Here is a 17,305-nt window from a genome sequence, read left to right as displayed (position 1 = left end):
AGTCTGCGCCCACCATCGCAAGGGAAGTGGCGCTCATGACGGAGAACCCGCCGCCGGACGGCATCGGCCAGGCTACGAGAGTTTGCACGCTCGTTCTAGCGGTGCTGCTGGTCATGGCCGGATGCTCGCGCTCCGCAGGAACCGCCGAGTCGCGGGCCTCCGCCCAGTCGTCGCCTGGCCCCAGCGTTGCTGCGATGCGTCTCGACAAGCCGGAGAAACTGCTCGGGGCCTGGAACGAATCGGTCGACCGACGACTGATCGGGCTGGCCGAGAAGAACATGGGCTACTTCAAGGGTTTCGTCAAAGGAGAACCGACCAGCGCGGTGGGCACCGCCTACGTGACGGCGAAGGAGCAGTACTCGCCGGAACTCGGGGTGCACCGGGACGACGACCGGTTCATCCTCCTCAGCGGAGTGTCCGGCACCGTCACCGCTCCGGATGCGGTGCTGGACGCAGTGTTCGCCGGACTGACGGCGGTCGGCGATGTGAAGTCCGTCCCCTCAGGCCCGCTCGGCGGGATGGCCCGCTGTGGCAGCGGCCAGAGTAAGGATCTCCGCGTTGCGGTCTGCGCCTGGGCGTCCTCGCAGGCCCTCGGCATGATCCATCTCGGTGGCCTCACCCAGGCTGACGACCCAGCCCAGATGTTCAGGCAGATCCGTTCACAGACCGAGCACACAGCAGGCTAGAAGCCCGCCAGCCCGCTGCAGCCCGGTCCCGGCCTGCAGCGGCGGGATCCCCGTACGCGGTCCGGTCGGTGATCCACCGGGGACACCGGTGGGTTGCCTGGTCCACGGGGTGGGGCCACGCCCAGCGGAAGCGCCACCGTCGAAGCCGGCAGCCGAACCAGCCGGGACGCTGGCGGCGGACGGGGCCGGGCTGGTCGAAGCGGGACCGCCAGCCCCGGTCAGTTTCCCGAGGAGCCGAGCTGCCGCGCCTCGGCGATCGCCGCCTCGACATGCTGCCGGGCGATGCCGGCGCGCTGCACCACCAGGACCAGGACCTGCTTGATGCCGTCCAGGGCCTGGAGCAGCGGACCGGGCTGGCCACCTTGCAGGATCATCGCGACGAGCTGCTGTGCCTCACCGATCCGGGCGATGACGCCGGTCGTGGCGTCGCGGGCACTGTCCACCGCGGCCTGAACGGGGGCCAGCCCGGCGATCGTCTCCTGAGAGGTGGATTCGCGCGGCACGGCCGCAGTCGCCTTCGTCGCCTCCCCAATCGAGGCGGCAAGGCTGCCCAGGCCGCCCTGGATCTCCGTGATGGCACTGCCGACCCGGGTCATTCCCGCTGCCACCGCGACGAAGCCGGCACCCGCGGCCCGCAGCGCCACTTCCTGCGCCTGGTCACGGGCAGCGGCCACCAGACCCTGCGCGCGCTCGACGCCCGCCGACAACGCACGCAACTCACCGGTGATCTTCTCGATGTGCGACACAGGGCCGACTTTCCGATCGAAGACAGAGACGACAAATGTCCCCCGAAACTACCGGGGCCTACCCGCGGCCACCAGAACCCCCGCTGCCAGCGCCCTGGTCACCAACGCCGTCGACCACAGCAGAACACGTTCCTGGGTGTGACCAGCCGGGCGCAGCGGCACGGCGTACCCGACTTGCCACGGGGCCACTCGCAACGGCTAGGTGATCGAGAAGAGGCGATCCGCAGGGTCCACAACGGCGGCCAGCGACGCGCCGGGCACGAGGGCCGGATCGTCGCCCCGGACCGTGTCCGCTTCGAAGGTGACGAACCCGGGCCCACTGATCCGTAGGCGGAGCTTCAGCCCGGGGTCCTCTCCGCCCAGGTTGTTCGACACTGCGAGGATCTGCGCCGTCGCGGGGACACCGAAGGCGGACAGCCGGCGCGCGTCGTGCCGCGAGCGGGAGACCAGTCGCCACCCGAAGACACCAAAGCCGACACCGATGGGTGTGATCAACGCGCCGCCGGCGAGCAGGCCCCAGAAGTCCGTGGGCGACCGTGGTGGATCCAGCGTCACGGCGGCGACGAGCAGGACCGGCCCGGGCAGGCAGATGGCGAGGAATACCAGCCGGCACAGCAGCGCGCTGATCGGACCGAGGCGCCGTTCCGCCTCCCGGGGAGCACTCGTCACTCCTGCAGCCTAGTGCCGGGCCAGTAGGTCCAGCGCGCTCTCATCGATCGCGGGAGAGGCGCGGGGTGGGAAGCCTGTTGCGGCAGGCAGTCGAGGATCGGGGGTGGACGGCCGATGCCGGCCGCCCGGCGGGCGCATGATGCCAGGTCGCCGCCACTGCGCACCCCTTCGACCGTGGGCAATGTCACACGAGTTTGCATGTTGCAAATTGCAGCCAGCCAGAGGCGCGGCGCTGCATTTCCTTCAGCGTGTCCGCTACGAGGAATATGAGATGGTTTGTAGGGAGCGAACGCAGAAACCGGCCTGAATGTCAACGTACAAGGCGTGTGGCAATACGGTGAGGCAATAGTCACGGTGGCTGGTCGCTGCTGCGCCCTTGCCCGCGTTTCCGCCACAACGTCCGTCACTCCCGCCCCCGCTGAGCGTTGAGTCGAACGCGAGGGGAGTGCGTAGACCTTCTCCGGGTCACCGGTGTCCGAAGAAGAAAGGGTGCCTGACGGCCCCAACGAAACAAGCCCCGCTCGTCCCGGGAGGCAGCCAGCGCCCCGGGACGGCACGGTCCGGGCAGTGGAGGCGTTGGCCACCGCATTCGAGCTTGCAGCAGTAGTGCTGGAAGCCCGGGGAAACGGTGGCCCTGCTGACGCAGCCAGGGCCACCGCCCACCTGCTACGCCTGATCGCCGCACTCGCAAAGCTCAACGATCAGAGGTAGCCGCTCCTGGTGCGGGGCCGGCGCGTGCCGGCCCCGCACCATTCTCAGCATCCAACGAGGACGGTGCAATAACGACGCGGCAGTCTCGCAAGTACGCACTGAAGTGCGAAAACATCCGTACGGGAAGAAGATAGCCGTCCACCGATTGGATATGGCGCACTGCCGCCTCCGGCCATAGCGGTCGGGGGCGGCAGTGTGTCGTGGGTCAGGACGGCGGTCAGCCGCGATGCGCATCCGGACAGCGCGCAGGATCGGCGCTTCCACCAGCATGGGGTGACTCACTGCGCCCCCCTTCCGCGCTCGTGATGGTGTGGGCCTCGATGTAGGCGTGAAGACTTCGGAGCGGGATGCGGATGCTGCCATTCGGCCCATCGCCCTTGATCGCTTCCAGCGCGCCGGCCCCGATGTAGCGCCCAACGCTCCACCGGGAGACCCGAAGGACGTCCGCGACCTCTTGAACGGTCAGGAAGCGGTCCGTGTCCAGCTCGGCCATCGGAGACCACCTTGCATCGAATCACAGCGCATCCGTGCGTTACACGATGCTACCCGACGAACACTCCCGCTGCAAAGCGATACGAAAACGGTGGCGCGGAGAAGCGCTGAACTGGGCCCGCCTGAGTGGGGCTATGTCCGGATCATGCACTCGTGCTACAACATGCACGTGACTCAGGGGCCCGAGAGGGGTGTGGCGTACGACTTCTGGTGGCGCGTACGCACAGAGCAGGGCACACGCGGTTGGACGGACGAGGAGCTGCGCGCCCGAACCGGCGTCGCCCGCACGACGGTCGACCGCCTCCAGGCCGGCAAGCGGCCACCCACCGCCCGCGTCGTCAACGCCCTCGCGGAGGCCCTCGACATCGACCTCACCGAGGCGCATCGACTCGCCGGTCGCACGCCGGTCCCGCCGGCCACCTACGGCGGCGGGGAGGGCGAACCCCGGGTGAGCGCCCGCGAGGCGATCCTGCGCGACCCGGCCTTCACCGACCAGCAGCGCAGGACGCTGCTGGAGTTGCTCGACATCTTCCAGCAGGCCAACCGCAGCCGCCGGGCCTGAGCGCGGGTCGAGGGCGCAGACGCCCCGGCCAGGTCGCCCGTGGCCAGCCGTACGCCCAGGGTTGCGCCGTCGCCGGGCGCACCGGGCAGCCGATGCCGGCTGGCGGACGCCGCGCCGGCCGCCGGTCTTCCCATCGCCGCAGCGCTGCGGATCGTCCACGAGCTGACGGCATCGACGGGGCTGCCTGGGGCGAAAGATAGGCTTCGGGCGGCGTCCGAGCGGCCTGAGGAGAACGGGTGGTTGGCAACATGGTTCGCGCAGTGGTCGCGGCCTGCGGGCCTCCGGCGTGAACGACGGGCTGCGTCCCGGCGACCCGGCCCGACTCGGTGGGTACGAGCTGCTCGGCCGGCTCGGCGACGGCGGCATGGGCAGCGTCTTCCTCGCCCGGTCGCCGCAGGGGCGGCGGGTGGCGGTCAAGGTCGTCCGCCCGGAGCTTTCGCACGACGACGAGTTCCGGGCCCGGTTCCGCAGTGAGGTGAACCGGGCCCGCCAGGTCCCGCCGTTCTGCACGGCCGAGGTCCTGGACGCCGACCCGGACCACGACCCGCCGTACCTGGTGGTGGAGTACGTCGAGGGTCCCAGCCTGGCCCAGTTGCTCCAGGAACACGGGCCGCTGGGCGCGGCGCAACTGCACGGCATCGCGGTCGGGGTGGCCACCGCGCTCACCGCGATCCACGGGGCCGGGGTGATCCACCGCGACCTGAAGCCGGCGAACGTGCTGGTCGCGCCGGGCGGGATCCGGGTCATCGACTTCGGCATCGCCCGCGCGTTCGAGGCGACCAGCCAGCACACCCGGACCAACCAGATGGTCGGAACGGTCTCGTACATGGCTCCGGAGCGGTTGGACACCTCGTCCGGCCAGCCGGCCGGGCCGGCGGCGGACATCTTCGCCTGGGGCGCCCTGGTCGCCCACGCCGCGACCGGCCGCAACCCGTTCGGGGGTGACTCCGCCACCGCCATCGCCATGCGGATCCTCACCCAGCCTCCGGACCTGACGGGCCTGGGCGGGCCGCTGCGGGAGTTGGTCTCCCGGGCGCTGGAGAAGGATCCCGCAGCCCGGCCCACCGCCCGGGAGCTGCTCGACGAGTTGCTGACCGCAGCGGACCACGGGCTCGGAGCCGCCCCGCGGAGCGTGACGCCCGCGCGGGCCCCGGGCGCGGGGTCGGCGTCGGGCATTCCGCCGGCTGCCGCCGTCGAGCAGGGCCAGCGGCCGATGCCGTCGGAAACGGGCACGGCCAGCCGCACCGGCTCGAAACGGCGTCGTTGGCTCACCGGGCTGGGCGCGACCGCCGCGGTGGTCGCGGTGCTGGTGCCCGCCTTCCTGTTCGGTCCGAAGCTGTTTGGCCGCGCCGACCCGGACCCCACCGGCTCGACCGAGGTCGGCGGGCCGGCGACGACCGGGCCGGCCTCCACCACGCCGGCACCCGCATCGGGTACGCCGAGCGGGTCGCCGTCGCCCGCCACGGTCGACCGCACCCGGGCCATGCTGGCCGGCCAGCGGCGCGTCCTGCTGCACGTCGTGGAGATCGACCGTGACCTCTCGCTGCCGTACGACGGCAAGGTCCACGTCGGCGACGGCACCGGCCGGGACGCCCTCTTCGTGCTCGAACCGGTCGGCGTCGACTACATGATCAAATCGCTGAACCCGGACATCGCGCACCGGCCGTGTCTCGGGGTCAAGATCGATTCTGAGGGGTACGCGTCGCTGGTGGGCGCCGACTGCCAGCCGACCGACGCCACCCTGTTCGGGATCTCGCGGGAGGGCAAGGACGACAAGGGGCGCATCTCCTACTCCATCATCAGCGAGAAGTACGGGGTGGTGCAGTGGAGCCCGAGCCAGAAGAAGATCTACGTGGAGGTTCTCGGCGACGCCCCGGTCGGCACGACGTTCAGCCTCGTCGACCGAGGCGCGGCCTGACCGGGGCGCGGCCCAACCGAGGAGCGGCCTGACCGGGGCGCAGCGGCTTTGCCTGCCTCAGCCGGCGGCGCGTGGCCGGCCCGTCTCGTTGCCCGGACGTCGAACGACACCAGGTCCCCGCCGTCGAAGCCGGCCCGCCGGCTGCCGTCGCCTCAGCTCGTGCCCGCGGGGTCGAAAAGGGGATCCGGCGGGCCGGCGGTGACCCGCTCGGCGTGGTGTTCCGGCGGCGGGAGCTGCCTCGCCGGCTGGCGGGAGTGCAGGCGTACGCCCGCCTCCGCGCGCCGTGCGGTGACGCTGAGGGTGACCATCCGGACCGGCTCCGGCGGTGGGGCGAAGCCACGGGAGCCCCAGCGCACCCAGATCGGCACCCGCCCGGCGGCGGCTTCGGCGAGCAGCTTCTCGACCGTACGGCGTCGGTCGGTGTGGTCGACCTCGATCACCACCGGCGGCGCGGCCGGCCGGGCGCAGGCGACGTCCACGACCGAGTGTTGCCCGGACATCGGCGGGGGCAGCGGCATGACGCTGGCCGCCCGCCGGTACACCCGCCATCCCTGCGCCGCGCCCCACTCGGCGATCGTGTCGACGAGCAGTTCGGTGACCCGCTCGGTGGTGAGGTCGACGAAGGTGAGGGCGGCGAGCCGGTCGGACAGGTCCTCGACCAGGCGCGCGGTCATCGGCATGCCCGCACGATAGCCACCGCCGCCGCACCTACGCCATTGATCGACGCGCGACTATCATCAACGCATCCAGCCCACTCGATCGAGAGGCGCCCCAGTGAAGAAGCTCGTGCGGAACGCCGTGGTGGCCACCCTGCTGACGGTCGCCGGCACCACGGCGGTGGTGGCCAGCCCGGCCCACGCCCTCCCGTACCCGAAGGACAACGAGAGCATCACCATCATCTACTACTCCGACGCCAGCAGGACGGTGGAGGTCGGCATGGTCATCTACGGCAACTGTCTCGACGACTTCCAGTGGGGCGTCCGCACCGCCTACTCGACCATCAACCACGTCACCTGCCCCAGAGACCTGTAGGGGCTCGGGTGGGGCCGGCTCGTCGTCGGCCCCACCCGAGAACAGACCGCCGGCTCGGCTCCGGCGGCTCAGCGGCGGACGCCCACCCCGCCCTCCACGGAAAGTCCGCGCCCGCCGCGCGGCAGCCCGCGGTGAGCCGCGCCCCGAATGTCTGGCACCTCGCGTGGCTGCCCGCAGACCCGCCGTGTCGTTGATCCGGTTGTGTCCGTCGACCACCCGGACGACGGTGGGCTGCGGGTGTCGGCCAGGCCGACGCCGCGAGGTCGAGGAGGTCGCCATGACCCGCCAGCGGGAGACCGTCGAGGTCGATCCGGTCCTGTTCCGCGCCGTGTACGACTCACCGGCCTCGCTGCCCGGCCGACACCGCTGGGTCACCCCCGAGCACGACGTACGCCGGATCGAGAAGCTGCTCGGCATGCCGGCGCGCAGCATCGGCGCACCGCTGTGGGTCAGCGGCGACGAGCCGGACTGCCCGAAGTGCGGCCGGCGGATGACCTGGCTGGACATCGTCTCGTCGGCCCTGCACGGGGTGCACGAGCCCACGATGATCGCCCGGGTGATCCTCGGCGAGCGCCGGTACGTCAACACCGAGGTCCCGGACGCCATCCCCGGGGTGTACTGCGTCGACTGCCGGACCCCGATCGACGGGCTGCGCAGCTTCAAGTGCCACAACTGGGCGTACGCCTTCGAGGCGCTGGAGGACGTCGTCGAGCGGATGTCCGGCGGGGTGCAGCAGGCCGTCCCCGGCCCGGCGTGAGCGAGCTCGCCCCGGCGGTGTGAGGAGGGGACCCTTCTCTACCGTATGCGTTAACAAGGGGCCCTTCCTTACCTAGGGGCGGGGCGGCGGCCGGGTGGGGACGGCGGCTCCGTCGGCGGTCGCCCACGCGGCGTCGAGGGCGGCCCGCTGGGCGGCGAGCAGCCCGGCGAAGCCCTCGGCGCGGGCGGCGTCCGCCTCGTCGGCGACCAGGTCGGCCAGCTCGTCGGTGGGAGTTCCGTCGACGGTGGCGCACTCGTACGCGGCGAACTTGGTCAGCTCCAGCCGCTCGCCGGGGCACAGCCGGCCGCCGACGGCCAGCCAAAACCGGTCGGGGGTGCAGTCGGTGTCGGTGGTGAACCCGTCGGGGGCGGCGAGGTCGTGGGCCACGGCGACGGCGACCCGCTGCGCGCTGCGCGCGGTGCGGTGCACCAGCACCCCGTCGAGGCCACCGGCGCGACCGGCCTCGGCGGTCAGCGGGTCGTGGATCACCGAGGCGGCCCGGGGGTCGTCGGAGTTCTCCGGCACCCGCTCGTTGGCCAGCAGGTCGGAGCAGACGCGGACGTCGACCGGGGCGTCCACGGCCTCGACGGCGTAGCGGACGGCGGCGATCGGCCGGCGGGGCAGGGAGACCAGCCGGGTGCTGGTGATCCGGACCCGGTGCCCGCCGGGCGAGGTCCAGTCGGTGCGCCGGTGCACGACGCCGGCCCGCAGGTCGAGCACCCGCTCGTGCTGGCGCAGCGTGCCGGTGCGCACGTCCAGCGGCTCACGCGGGCCGCCGCCGGGCCCGACCCAGAGCCGGATCAGCGCGGCGTTCTGCGCGCTCACCACCGTGTCGGAGCGCTGCGGGAAGGCGTAGCCGTCCTCGGGGTACGTCAGCTCGCGCTGCTCGTGGAAGCCGTTGAGGTAGCTGCCCGGCATGCCGCACGGGACGCCCTCGTCGAGGTTGCCGCGCCAGCCGACCCAGCCGTTGCCCAGCGCGAAGACCGACTCGGTCTCGCCGAGCCGGTCCAGGTCGGCTTCGGTCCGTCGGATCCGCCAGCCGTCGTCGGGCGGCACGGGCCCGCTCGACTGTCGATCGGCGCTCGGATCACTGGGCACGGGGCCTCCCGGGGTCGGACGGTCTTCCTCCACCGAAGCAGACCCGGCCGGGTGCCGCCGGGACGGCCGATGTCCCGGGCTGGGCCGGTCGGCGCGGCCACACCCGGGCTCCGACCAGGGTCGGGGTGCCGGCCCGGCCTTCGTCCAGCGCGGTGGCCCGGTCAGTTTCCTGGCGCGAGGTCAGGTAAACAGCGGATGAACTTTTGGTAGGGTGAATCATGATCAACGCTGGTTTGTCATCGATTCCACCCTTCAGCGATGGTCTCTACCACGACGTCGTCAGCTTCGCCGACGGCACGCCCGAGCCGGTCCAGTGGTTCGCCGCGCACTTCACCGAGTGGTCGATCGTCCTGCTCGGGCTGCTCCTCGTGGCGGCCGCCCTGCCCAAGCTGGGCGCCGGGCCGCGCAACCTGGCCCTCGCCGTGGCCGCGCCGGTCACCGTGGTCCTCGCGTACGGCGGCAGCGAGTTGCTCAAGACCGCCGTGGACCAGGACCGCCCCTGCCGCGTCCCGACCGACCTGGCGATCATCGCCGAGCGGTGCCCGCCCGTGGGCGACTGGTCCTTCCCGAGCAACCACTCCACGATCGCCGGCGCGCTGGCGACGGCGATCGTCCTGCTCTCGCCCCGCCTCGCCTGGTACGCGGTCCCGCTGGCCGTGCTCGCCGCGTTCTCCCGCGTCTTCGTCGGGGTGCACTACCCGCACGACGTGCTCGCCGGCCTGCTGCTCGGCGCGCTGGTCACCGGCGTCGGCGCCCCGCTGCTGGCCCGGCCGACGGCTGAGTTCCTGCGCCGCCTGGCCCGCCCCGTGAAAGGAGGGGCCCCTTGTTAACGCATACGGTATAGAAGGGTCCCCTTCTCACCACCAAAGCGCGGAGCAGCGTGCGGGCGGAGCAGCGCGCGGGCGGAGCAGCGCGCCGGGGGCGGGTCAGTCAGCGGGCCAGCAGCAGGGCGGTGACCGCGCCGAGGGCGAGGAACGGGCCGAACGGCAGGTGGCTGGACCAGCGGACCCGGCGGGCCAGCAGCAGCGCCAGGCTGGTCAGCGCGGACAGCGTGAACGTCACCAGCAGGCCGAGGACGAGGACGGGCCAGCCGTGCCAGCCGAGCAGCGCGCCCACCCCGAGCGCCAGCTTGGCGTCGCCGAGGCCGAAGCCGCGCCGGCCGAGCAGCAGGGTGGTGGCGGCGAAGGCCAGCGCCAGCCCGGCCCCGGCGAGCGCGGCGCGCAGCCAGGGGGCGATCCCCGCCGAGGTCGCGGCGGCCACGCCGTAGAGGGCCAGGACTCCGGCGGCGGCCGGCCAGGTGAGCCGGTCGGGCAGCCGGTGCACGGCCGCGTCGATTCCGACCAGGGGCACCGCCCAGCACAGCCACCAGGCGAGGGCCGCCCGTTCGGCCGGCGCGCCGGGCACCGCTACGAGCACCGCCAGGGCCGCCAGGGCGGCCAACTCGACCGTGCCGGCCGGCGCGCCGATGCGGGCTCGGCAGCCGCCGCACCGGGCCGCCGGGCCCAGCGCCGGCCAGGGCCGGTCGAGGCCGAGCGGCGTGCCGCAGCGCGGGCAGGCGACCCGGTCCGGCTCCCCCGGCGGTACGGCGTACCGGGCGACCGCGAGGCGGAGCAGCGGCGTGCCGGCCAGCAGTGTCGTCAGGCGTACGCGAGAAGACCGGCCCGGCGCGGGGGCCGGGGCGGGCGGCTGCCGCAGCCGTTCCCCGGTCACGTCGGGCCCCGCGACCTGGACACCCCGGGACGGGGCGACACGGTGAGTAGTTCTCGGCTGGCCGGCGTGTAGCGGATGGCGCGGAATCCGGCGACGGCGCGTGCCTCCAGAGCGCCGGTCGAACGGGGCGTCTGGTCGGCGACGATTCCCCGCCGACTGGGGGGCAATTCGGGCCTACCCGCCTGGAGCGGGCCAGCATTCGAGCCGAACGGACCAATCGCCGGCGACACCCCAACACTGTGACGGCGGTCACCATACAGCACCGGGGCGCGAGACGGCACATCGACGCCCACCATCCGTGATCACCGCCGCCCATCACCCAAAGTATTCGGACAGATTGCCTCTGTTGCATCGCCAGGCGTCAGCTTATGCTCGCCCCTTGAGTACGGCGCAACCCCAGCATGAGGCGTCGGAGGCCCCAGAAGACATCGGCGCACGGCTCTTGGAAGATCAGCACAGGTAAATGCGGCGGTGAAGCGAGAGGCCCGGATGAGTTGATCCGGGCGCACTGCCGCACGCCCGGAGGCGGTCGGTGCACCGCCCGCCCGGGTCGCCAGCGAGGAGGCGCGGCGTTGCGAACACGGCATCCCGGCCGATGGATGATCTTACTGGTCACGGCCCTGATCGCCGCACCGATGGCCGCCTGCGGCACGGAGCCCGAGGCCACCGCGCGCCCCCATCCGGCGGCCCGGTCCAGCGCCCCCGCGACGCCGACCCCCGCCGAGGATAGGGCGGCCCGGGAAGCGGCGCTGGCCGCCTATTCCGGATATCTCGCGGCGTCGCGGGCGGCGAGCCGGCGCAGCGATCCGCGCCACCCCGAACTGGCCAAGTTCCTGGCCGACCCGTTGTTGACCAGGGTTCGACTGGCAATTCGCGAAGCTAAGGAGCACGGTGCCGTGCGTACCGGGACATTCGTTTCCGACCCCACCGTCACCTCGGTGAGCCTGGACTCCGTCCCCGCCACCGTGGAGATCCAGGACTGCCTGGACACCACCGGCTACCGGCTGGTCGACGCCAAGACCAAACGGGTGGTGCCCGGCTCGGGCGGCGGCCGGCACCTGGCCACCGCGACGGCCACCCGGTACCACGGCCGTTGGTTGATCAACTATGGCGCCGGCCACGAGGACCAGCCATGCTGACCCGGTGGGGTCGCCGCCCGGCCCGCTCCGCCGACGGCAGGGGACGGCTGCCCGCCGCCCGCCCCGGGCTGCTGCCCGCGACCCGCCCCGCACGGCTGCTGGCCGCGATCGGCCTGGTCCTCGCGCTCGCCGTGGCGGCGGCCCCGCCGACCGCCACCGTCGCGGCGGCCCGCGAGGGCGGCATCGAGTGCCCCATCGGCCAGAACGACTGCGACGTCTGGGACGACGACCCGGGCACCCCCGGAAACCCCGGCGGCGGGAACCCCGGCGACGGCGACGGATCGAGCGGCGGCAGCGGCACCTGCCAGTGGAACGGCAAGGTACTCCCCTGCTACGACGACCAACTCGGCTGGTTCAACAACGGCGACGGCTGCTACTACAAGCTGGCGAAACCGCAGCCGGAGGGCACCCCGGAGGGCAAGCAGTGGTACGTGGCCACCTGCAACGGGGGCGACCTCGGCAGCGTGGACACCGTCCTGCTGGACGCGCCCCCGCCCGGCTACGGCACCCCGCCCGACCCGGAGGAGCTGGCCCGCCGGGCCCTCGCCTCGATCTCGTTGCTGCCGCCCCGGGCGGCCATCGCCCCCCGCAAGGACGTGGGCCCCGGGCTGGTCGGCCTGCCGGTGTGGATGTGGGCGAGCCCCGGCGAGGACTACTTCGGCCCGCTCCGCGCCTCGGCGTCCGACCGGGGCCTGACGGTGAGCATCACCGCGAAGGTGGACAACATCGTGTGGGACATGGGCAACGGCGACAAGGTGACCTGCTACGGCCCCGGCACCCCGTACGACCCGCGGGGCCCGAAGGCCGGCGGTCCCTCGCCCGACTGCGGCTACCACGACGGCTACGCAAAGGCCGACAAGTACGAGACCTTCGCCACGACCCACTGGACCGTCGACTGGACGGCCACCAACGGCGTGAGCGGCGAGATCCCGCAGACCCGCACCAGCGGCATCATCCAGGTCCAGATCGACGAACTTCAGGTGGTGACGCGGTGAGTCTCGCTACGCGCAACGCGGCCGGGCAACCGGTGGACGCTCCCGTCGCACCGCCCCGGGTCGTCCGGCAGCGGCGCGTCCGGCCCGGCCTGCTCGGCCTCGCCGTGCTGCTGATCGCCCTCGGCGGCCTCGGCGCGGCGTTCGCGGTCACCTCCGTCCGGGCCACCGGCAGCTACCTGGCGGTCGCCCGCCCGGTCGAGGTGGGCCGCACGCTGGGCGCGGACGACCTGGTCACCGTGCAGGTGGCCGGCGGCCAGGGGCTGCGGCCGGTGCCGGCGGCCCAGCTCGACGACGTGGTCGGCATGCGGGCGGCCGTCGCCCTCACCCCGGGCACCCTGCTGACCCTCGGGCAGCTCACCGACGACCCGCTGCTCGGGCCCGGCCAGCAGCAGCTCGCGCTCGACCTCGCCCCGGGCCGGGTGCCGGCGAAGCGGCTGCACCCCGGCGACCGGGTGCTGCTGGTCAGCACCCCGGATCGCAGCTCCGGCGGGCAGGCCGCCTCCAGCACCCGGTTCGAGGCGACCGTCATCGACACGGCCACCCCGAGCACCAGCAGCGTGGTGGTCTACGTCGCGCTCACCGCCCGGGACGTGCCCGCCGTCGTGGCGCTCGCCGCCCAGAGCCGGATCGCGGTCGTGCTGACCCGGGCGGCCTGAGCATGGCGATCATCGCGCTGGTCTCGGCCAAGGGCTCGCCGGGCGTCACCGCGTCCGCGCTCGCCTGCGCCCTGACCTGGCACCGGCGGCTGATCCTCGCCGAGTGCGACCCGGCGGGCGGCTCGATCCTCGCCGGCTATCTCGGCGGGGCGCTGGACGGGCCCCGGGGCATCGGCGAGCTGGCCGTCGGGGAGCTGCGCGACGGCAGCCTGGAGACGGCGTTCTGGTCGCAGTTGGTCGACCTGGACGCCCCGCGCCGGGAGCGGCTGCTGCTGCCCGGCGTCGTGGACCCGGCCCAGGCCGGCAGCGTCGCCCCGCTCTGGCAGCGGTTCACCGACTTCTTCCTCGACCTGGAGCGCGGCGACCCCCCGTACGACGTGCTTGTCGACTGCGGCCGGCTCCAGGTCGCCGGGCCGCCATGGCCGATCCTGCGCGCCGCCGCCGTGGTCCTGCTGGTCACCCGGGCGCGGCTGCCCGACCTCTCCGCCACCCAGGCCATGGTCCGGGCGATCGAGCGGGACTTCACCGAGCACCGGGTGCCGCCGGGCACGCTGCGGCTGCTGCCGGTCGGCGACGGCCACGGCCGGGGCGAGATCAGCAAGGCGCTGCGGCTGCCGGTGATCGCGCGGCTGCCGGACGACCCGCGTACCGCGGAGGTGTTGACCCTCGGCGGAACCGTGCGGTCCGGACGGCCGCTGATGCGCGCGGCCGGCGCCCTGGAGGTGCCGGTCCGGGCGCTGCTGGACCGCCGCCGGGCGCGGCTGGCCTGGCCCGTCACCCAGGGGGTGCCGGGTGCGGTTTGAGCCGGTGTCACACGACCCCCGGGTGACGCGGCAGCCGGCCGCGACCTCCATCGCGCCCCCGCTCGCCCCCGCGCCGGCCGGCGGCCACCCGCAACCCGCGCCGCCGGCGGGGGCCGCGCCGGCGCCGCCCGTCGCGCCGGCGCCGCCCCGGCCCCGGGTCGACTTCGCGGTGGTACGCGAGCTGCGCCGCGAGCTGAGCGAGCGGCTCACCCTGTGGCAGCGCGGCCGGGAGTTCGACGCCGACGCCGAGGACGTCGAGCGGGCCCGGCTCGCCGTCGCGGTGGTCGCCGAGTACGCGGACGCGGTCCGCCGGGCCGGCACCCCGATGGCGGCCGGGGAGGAGCGGCTGCTGCTCGACCAGGTGACCGCCGAGCTGGTCGGCCTGGGGCGGCTCCAGACGCTGCTGGTCGACGACAGCATCGAGGAGGTGCACATCCTCGGCTGCGACCAGGTGCGCATCACCCGGCACGGCGGCGGGGTCGACTGGGCCGACCCGATCGCCGACAGCGACGACGAGCTGGTGGAGATCCTCCAGGCGGCGGCCCGCCGGGCCGGGGCGACCGAGCGATCGCTGTCCACCTCGAAGCCGACCCTCGACCTGCAGTTGCCCGACGGCAGCCGGCTCGCCGCGGTGTTCCTGGTCAGCCACCGCCCCTACGCGGTGATCCGCAAGCACAACACCCTCGAAGTGAGCCTCGACGACATCGCCGGCGGCCGTGGCGACCTGGACGAGATGATCGACCCGCTGCTGCGCGACTTCTTCCGGGCGTCCATGCGGGCCGGGCTGAACATCATGGTCGCCGGCCTGGCCGGGGCGGGCAAGACCACCGTCATCCGGGCGCTGATGGACGAGATCCCGGCCGACGAGCCGTACGTGCTGCTGGAGGAGAGCCGGGAGCTGCTGCCCACCCGCCGGGGCCACAAGCACCGGGCGGTGATGAGCTTCGAGGCCCGGGAGGGGCACGGCGAACGCGGGCTGGACGGCCGCCCGGCCGGCGAGGTGAGCATCGCCGACCTGATCCCCGTCTCGCTGCGGATGGGCGTGCTGCGGATCATCGTCGGGGAGGTGCGGTCCCGGGAGATCGTGCCGATGCTCCAGGCCATGACCACCAGCCGGGGGTCGATGTGCACCATCCACGCCCGGTCGCCGGGCGGGGTGGGCGAACGGATCGTCGAGCTGGCGCTCTCCCACGGCCGGGAGATGACCGTCGACCAGGCCCGCCGGATGGCCGGCAACGCCCTCGACCTGATCGTCTACGTCACCGTCGAGGACGAGACGGCGATCGGCGGGCGCAAGCACCGCTTCGTCTCCCACGTGGACGAGGTCATCGGCGTCGGCGAGGGCAGCCGGATCACCACCACCACGGTCTTCGGTCCGGGCCCGGACGGCCGGGCGGTCCCCCGGCACCTGCCGGAGCGCGTCCGCGACCAGTTGCTGCGGGTGGGCTACGACGCCCGGCTGCTGGGCCGGTGGATCGACGCCGGCACGGGGGCGTGGCGGCGGCCCCGGCACACCCGGCTCGGGGCGCGGGTGGTGGCCCGGTGACCGCCGACATCGAGCTGATCGCGGTGGTCTCGGGCGCGGCGTGCGTGGCCGGTCTGGTGCTGGCCGTCGTGGCGCTGGTCGGCACCACCCGACCGGCCGGTCCGGCCCCCGGCGTGGGGCCCGGCGGCGGGCTGAGCCGGCTCTGGCTGGGCTCCGGCACGCCCCGACAGCGGCGCAACCACCAGCTCCTGCTCGGCGGGGCGGTGCTGGCCGGCGCGCTGGCGTTCCTGCTCACCGGGCTGCCGGTGGTCGGCCTGCTGGTCGCCGTGGCGGTGCCCGGCGCGCCGTGGCTGTTCTCCGTCGGCCGGGCCGAGCAGCGGGCCATCGCCCGGATCGAGGCCGTCGGCGAGTGGACCCGCCGGCTCAAGGACGTCTCGTCGACCGGTCAGGGCCTCCAGCAGGCCATCCTCGGCACGCTGGCCACCGCGCCCGAGGAGATCGAGGAGGAGGTACGGCTGCTCGCCGCCCGCCTCCAGGCCGGCTGGCTGGCGAAGTCGGCGCTGCTCGCGTTCGCCGACGAGATCGGCGACCCGGTGTGCGACCAGGTCGTGGCGGCGCTGATCCTGCACCTGTCCGACCGGGGCGAGCGGCTCGGCGACGTGCTCGGCTCGATCGCGGGTGCCGCCGCCGCCGAGGTCGCCACCCGGCGGGAGATCGAGGCCAAGCGCACCCAGCCGCGTTTCGCGGTGCGCTTCCTCACCGGCATGACCCTGCTGACCGTCGCGTACGGGCTGGTCAACACCGACTACGTCCGCCCGTACGGGACGCCGGTCGGGCAGGTCGTGATGCTCGTGCTCGGCGCGGCGTTCGTCGGGCTGCTGGCCTGGGTGCGGTCGATGAGCCAGCCGCCCCGGCCGGCGCGTTTCCTGCCGGCCCCCGACCCGGCGGAGGCGATCGGATGATCCTCAACTGGCACCTCACCCTGGCCGTCGCCGGCGGGTCGGCGGTGGGCCTCGGGCTGTTCCTGGTGGTCCGGGAGGCGCTGCCGGCCGCCCCGGCGCTCGGTCCCGCCCTGCGCCGGCTGCACCAGCCGCCGGGCACCGGCCGGGCCGCCGCGGGGCGCGGGCTCGACTGGATCGGCGGGTTCGCCCGCTGGCTGCGCCCGCCGCACCGGCAGCTCGCCCTGCTCGACCGCACCCCCGAGCAGTACGCCCTGTCGCTGCTGCTCTCCGCCCTGGTGGGGCTGGTCACCCCGACCTTCCTCGGGGCGGTGTTCTTCCTCGGCGGCGTGTCCGTGCCGCTGGCCGTGCCGCTGCTGGGCAGCCTCGGCATGGCGTTCGTCGCCGCCCTGATCGCGCACCGCAGCGTGCTGACCCGCGCGGACGCCGCCCGGGACGAGTTCCGCCAGGCGGTCTGCACCTACCTGGACCTGGTGGCGTTGCAGCTCTCGGCCGCGCACGGCCCGGTGCAGGCGCTGGAGCGGGCCGCGGCGGTCTGCGACGGCTGGGTGTTCGACCGGATCCGGGAGTCGCTGCGGATCGCCCAGATGCAGATGCACTCGCCGTGGGACGAGCTGCGCGAGCTGGCCGACCGGATCGGCATCCCGGAGCTGGGCGACGTCGGGGCGATCATGCGCTCGTCGGGCAGCGAGGGCGCGCAGGTGCACGACACGCTGCGCAGCCGGGCCGACTCCCTGCGCGACCAAATCCGCACCGACAACCTGGCCCGCGCCGAGGGCGTGACCAGCCGGCTGGACATTCCGGGCTCCCTGCTGGTCTTCGTGCTGCTCGGCTTCGCCGTCTACCCGTTCCTCGCCCGGTTGTGAACCCCTCCCCCTCCGAAGGA

General features: G+C 73.5%; 19 protein-coding genes. 13 read left to right on the top strand and 6 right to left on the bottom strand.

The features are described from left to right. The first annotated feature begins 194 nt into the window (after positions 1-194). Positions 195-686, top strand: a complete 492-nt coding sequence (locus ACFYWL_RS08760) for a hypothetical protein (RefSeq protein ID WP_386969314.1) — start codon at positions 195-197, stop codon at positions 684-686. A 218-nt stretch (positions 687-904) separates the two neighbouring features. On the opposite strand, the gene ACFYWL_RS08755 is transcribed toward ACFYWL_RS08760, so the two are convergent. From ACFYWL_RS08755 to ACFYWL_RS08745, 3 genes are all read right to left on the bottom strand, one after another. After that, entirely contained in the window at positions 905-1,432 is a 528-nt protein-coding gene (locus ACFYWL_RS08755; protein ID WP_386969311.1) for a DUF6244 family protein, read from the bottom strand. A gap of 198 nt (positions 1,433-1,630) precedes the next feature. Next, positions 1,631-2,101: a hypothetical protein gene (locus tag ACFYWL_RS08750; protein WP_386969310.1), complete on the bottom strand. Its 471-nt coding sequence runs from the start codon at positions 2,099-2,101 to the stop codon at positions 1,631-1,633. 928 nt (positions 2,102-3,029) lie between these two features. Then, positions 3,030-3,305 carry a helix-turn-helix domain-containing protein gene (locus tag ACFYWL_RS08745; protein WP_386969308.1) on the bottom strand — a complete coding sequence of 92 codons (276 nt, stop codon included), beginning with the start codon at positions 3,303-3,305 and terminating at the stop codon, positions 3,030-3,032. Between the two features lie 168 nt (positions 3,306-3,473). On the opposite strand from ACFYWL_RS08745, the gene ACFYWL_RS08740 reads away from it, so the two are divergent. Both ACFYWL_RS08740 and ACFYWL_RS08735 read left to right on the top strand, forming a co-directional pair. Next, positions 3,474-3,866 carry a multiprotein-bridging factor 1 family protein gene (locus ACFYWL_RS08740; RefSeq protein ID WP_386969306.1) on the top strand — a complete coding sequence of 131 codons (393 nt, stop codon included), beginning with the start codon at positions 3,474-3,476 and terminating at the stop codon, positions 3,864-3,866. A gap of 286 nt (positions 3,867-4,152) precedes the next feature. After that, complete coding sequence (locus ACFYWL_RS08735; RefSeq protein ID WP_386969303.1) at positions 4,153-5,784, top strand: serine/threonine protein kinase; 1,632 nt, start codon at positions 4,153-4,155, stop codon at positions 5,782-5,784. Between the two features lie 152 nt (positions 5,785-5,936). Here ACFYWL_RS08735 and ACFYWL_RS08730 read toward each other — a convergent pair whose 3' ends face one another. After that, a complete protein-coding gene (locus ACFYWL_RS08730; RefSeq protein ID WP_386969300.1) occupies positions 5,937-6,464 on the bottom strand; it encodes a hypothetical protein in 528 nt (175 codons plus the stop codon). A 94-nt stretch (positions 6,465-6,558) separates the two neighbouring features. On the opposite strand from ACFYWL_RS08730, the gene ACFYWL_RS08725 reads away from it, so the two are divergent. Continuing rightward, positions 6,559-6,816 (top strand): DUF6289 family protein, encoded by a 258-nt coding sequence (locus tag ACFYWL_RS08725; protein ID WP_386969296.1) that lies wholly within the window; start codon positions 6,559-6,561, stop codon positions 6,814-6,816. 277 nt (positions 6,817-7,093) lie between these two features. Continuing rightward, the gene (locus tag ACFYWL_RS08720; RefSeq protein ID WP_386969294.1) at positions 7,094-7,573 is read left to right on the top strand and encodes a hypothetical protein; all 480 of its coding nucleotides are present in this window, start codon (positions 7,094-7,096) and stop codon (positions 7,571-7,573) included. Between the two features lie 72 nt (positions 7,574-7,645). Here ACFYWL_RS08720 and ACFYWL_RS08715 read toward each other — a convergent pair whose 3' ends face one another. Then, complete coding sequence (locus tag ACFYWL_RS08715) at positions 7,646-8,671, bottom strand: hypothetical protein (RefSeq protein ID WP_386969291.1); 1,026 nt, start codon at positions 8,669-8,671, stop codon at positions 7,646-7,648. Positions 8,672-8,889: 218 nt separating this feature from the next. Here ACFYWL_RS08715 and ACFYWL_RS08710 point away from each other — a divergent pair, with 218 nt between their 5' ends. Continuing rightward, entirely contained in the window at positions 8,890-9,501 is a 612-nt protein-coding gene (locus ACFYWL_RS08710) for a phosphatase PAP2 family protein (protein WP_386969288.1), read from the top strand. Between the two features lie 100 nt (positions 9,502-9,601). Here ACFYWL_RS08710 and ACFYWL_RS08705 read toward each other — a convergent pair whose 3' ends face one another. Further along, positions 9,602-10,366: a prepilin peptidase gene (locus ACFYWL_RS08705; RefSeq protein ID WP_386969769.1), complete on the bottom strand. Its 765-nt coding sequence runs from the start codon at positions 10,364-10,366 to the stop codon at positions 9,602-9,604. A 614-nt stretch (positions 10,367-10,980) separates the two neighbouring features. Here ACFYWL_RS08705 and ACFYWL_RS08700 point away from each other — a divergent pair. Genes ACFYWL_RS08700 through ACFYWL_RS08670 form a run of 7 tightly spaced genes read left to right on the top strand, consistent with a single transcriptional unit; the run spans position 10,981 to position 17,285 of the window. After that, positions 10,981-11,520: a hypothetical protein gene (locus ACFYWL_RS08700; protein ID WP_386969286.1), complete on the top strand. Its 540-nt coding sequence runs from the start codon at positions 10,981-10,983 to the stop codon at positions 11,518-11,520. Then, complete coding sequence (locus ACFYWL_RS08695; RefSeq protein ID WP_386969283.1) at positions 11,514-12,515, top strand: hypothetical protein; 1,002 nt, start codon at positions 11,514-11,516, stop codon at positions 12,513-12,515. Before ACFYWL_RS08700 ends, ACFYWL_RS08695 begins: the two co-directional genes overlap by 7 nt. Next, positions 12,512-13,171 (top strand): SAF domain-containing protein, encoded by a 660-nt coding sequence (locus ACFYWL_RS08690; RefSeq protein ID WP_386969281.1) that lies wholly within the window; start codon positions 12,512-12,514, stop codon positions 13,169-13,171. The genes ACFYWL_RS08695 and ACFYWL_RS08690 overlap by 4 nt, the downstream gene beginning before the upstream one ends. A gap of 2 nt (positions 13,172-13,173) precedes the next feature. Further along, a complete protein-coding gene (locus ACFYWL_RS08685) occupies positions 13,174-13,974 on the top strand; it encodes a ParA family protein (RefSeq protein ID WP_386969279.1) in 801 nt (266 codons plus the stop codon). After that, positions 13,964-15,520 (top strand): CpaF family protein, encoded by a 1,557-nt coding sequence (locus ACFYWL_RS08680; protein ID WP_386969276.1) that lies wholly within the window; start codon positions 13,964-13,966, stop codon positions 15,518-15,520. Before ACFYWL_RS08685 ends, ACFYWL_RS08680 begins: the two co-directional genes overlap by 11 nt. Beyond that, positions 15,469-16,422 (top strand): type II secretion system F family protein, encoded by a 954-nt coding sequence (locus ACFYWL_RS08675; RefSeq protein WP_386969273.1) that lies wholly within the window; start codon positions 15,469-15,471, stop codon positions 16,420-16,422. The genes ACFYWL_RS08680 and ACFYWL_RS08675 overlap by 52 nt, the downstream gene beginning before the upstream one ends. Next, on the top strand, positions 16,422-17,285 hold the full coding sequence (locus ACFYWL_RS08670; RefSeq protein WP_386969766.1) for a type II secretion system F family protein: 864 nt from the start codon (positions 16,422-16,424) through the stop codon (positions 17,283-17,285). The genes ACFYWL_RS08675 and ACFYWL_RS08670 overlap by 1 nt, the downstream gene beginning before the upstream one ends. The last annotated feature ends 20 nt before the right edge of the window (positions 17,286-17,305 follow it).

Source organism: Micromonospora sp. NPDC002575 (assembly GCF_042889525.1).
GTDB lineage: Bacteria > Actinomycetota > Actinomycetes > Mycobacteriales > Micromonosporaceae > Micromonospora > Micromonospora carbonacea.
This window is presented reverse-complemented; position numbering and strand designations above follow the sequence as displayed.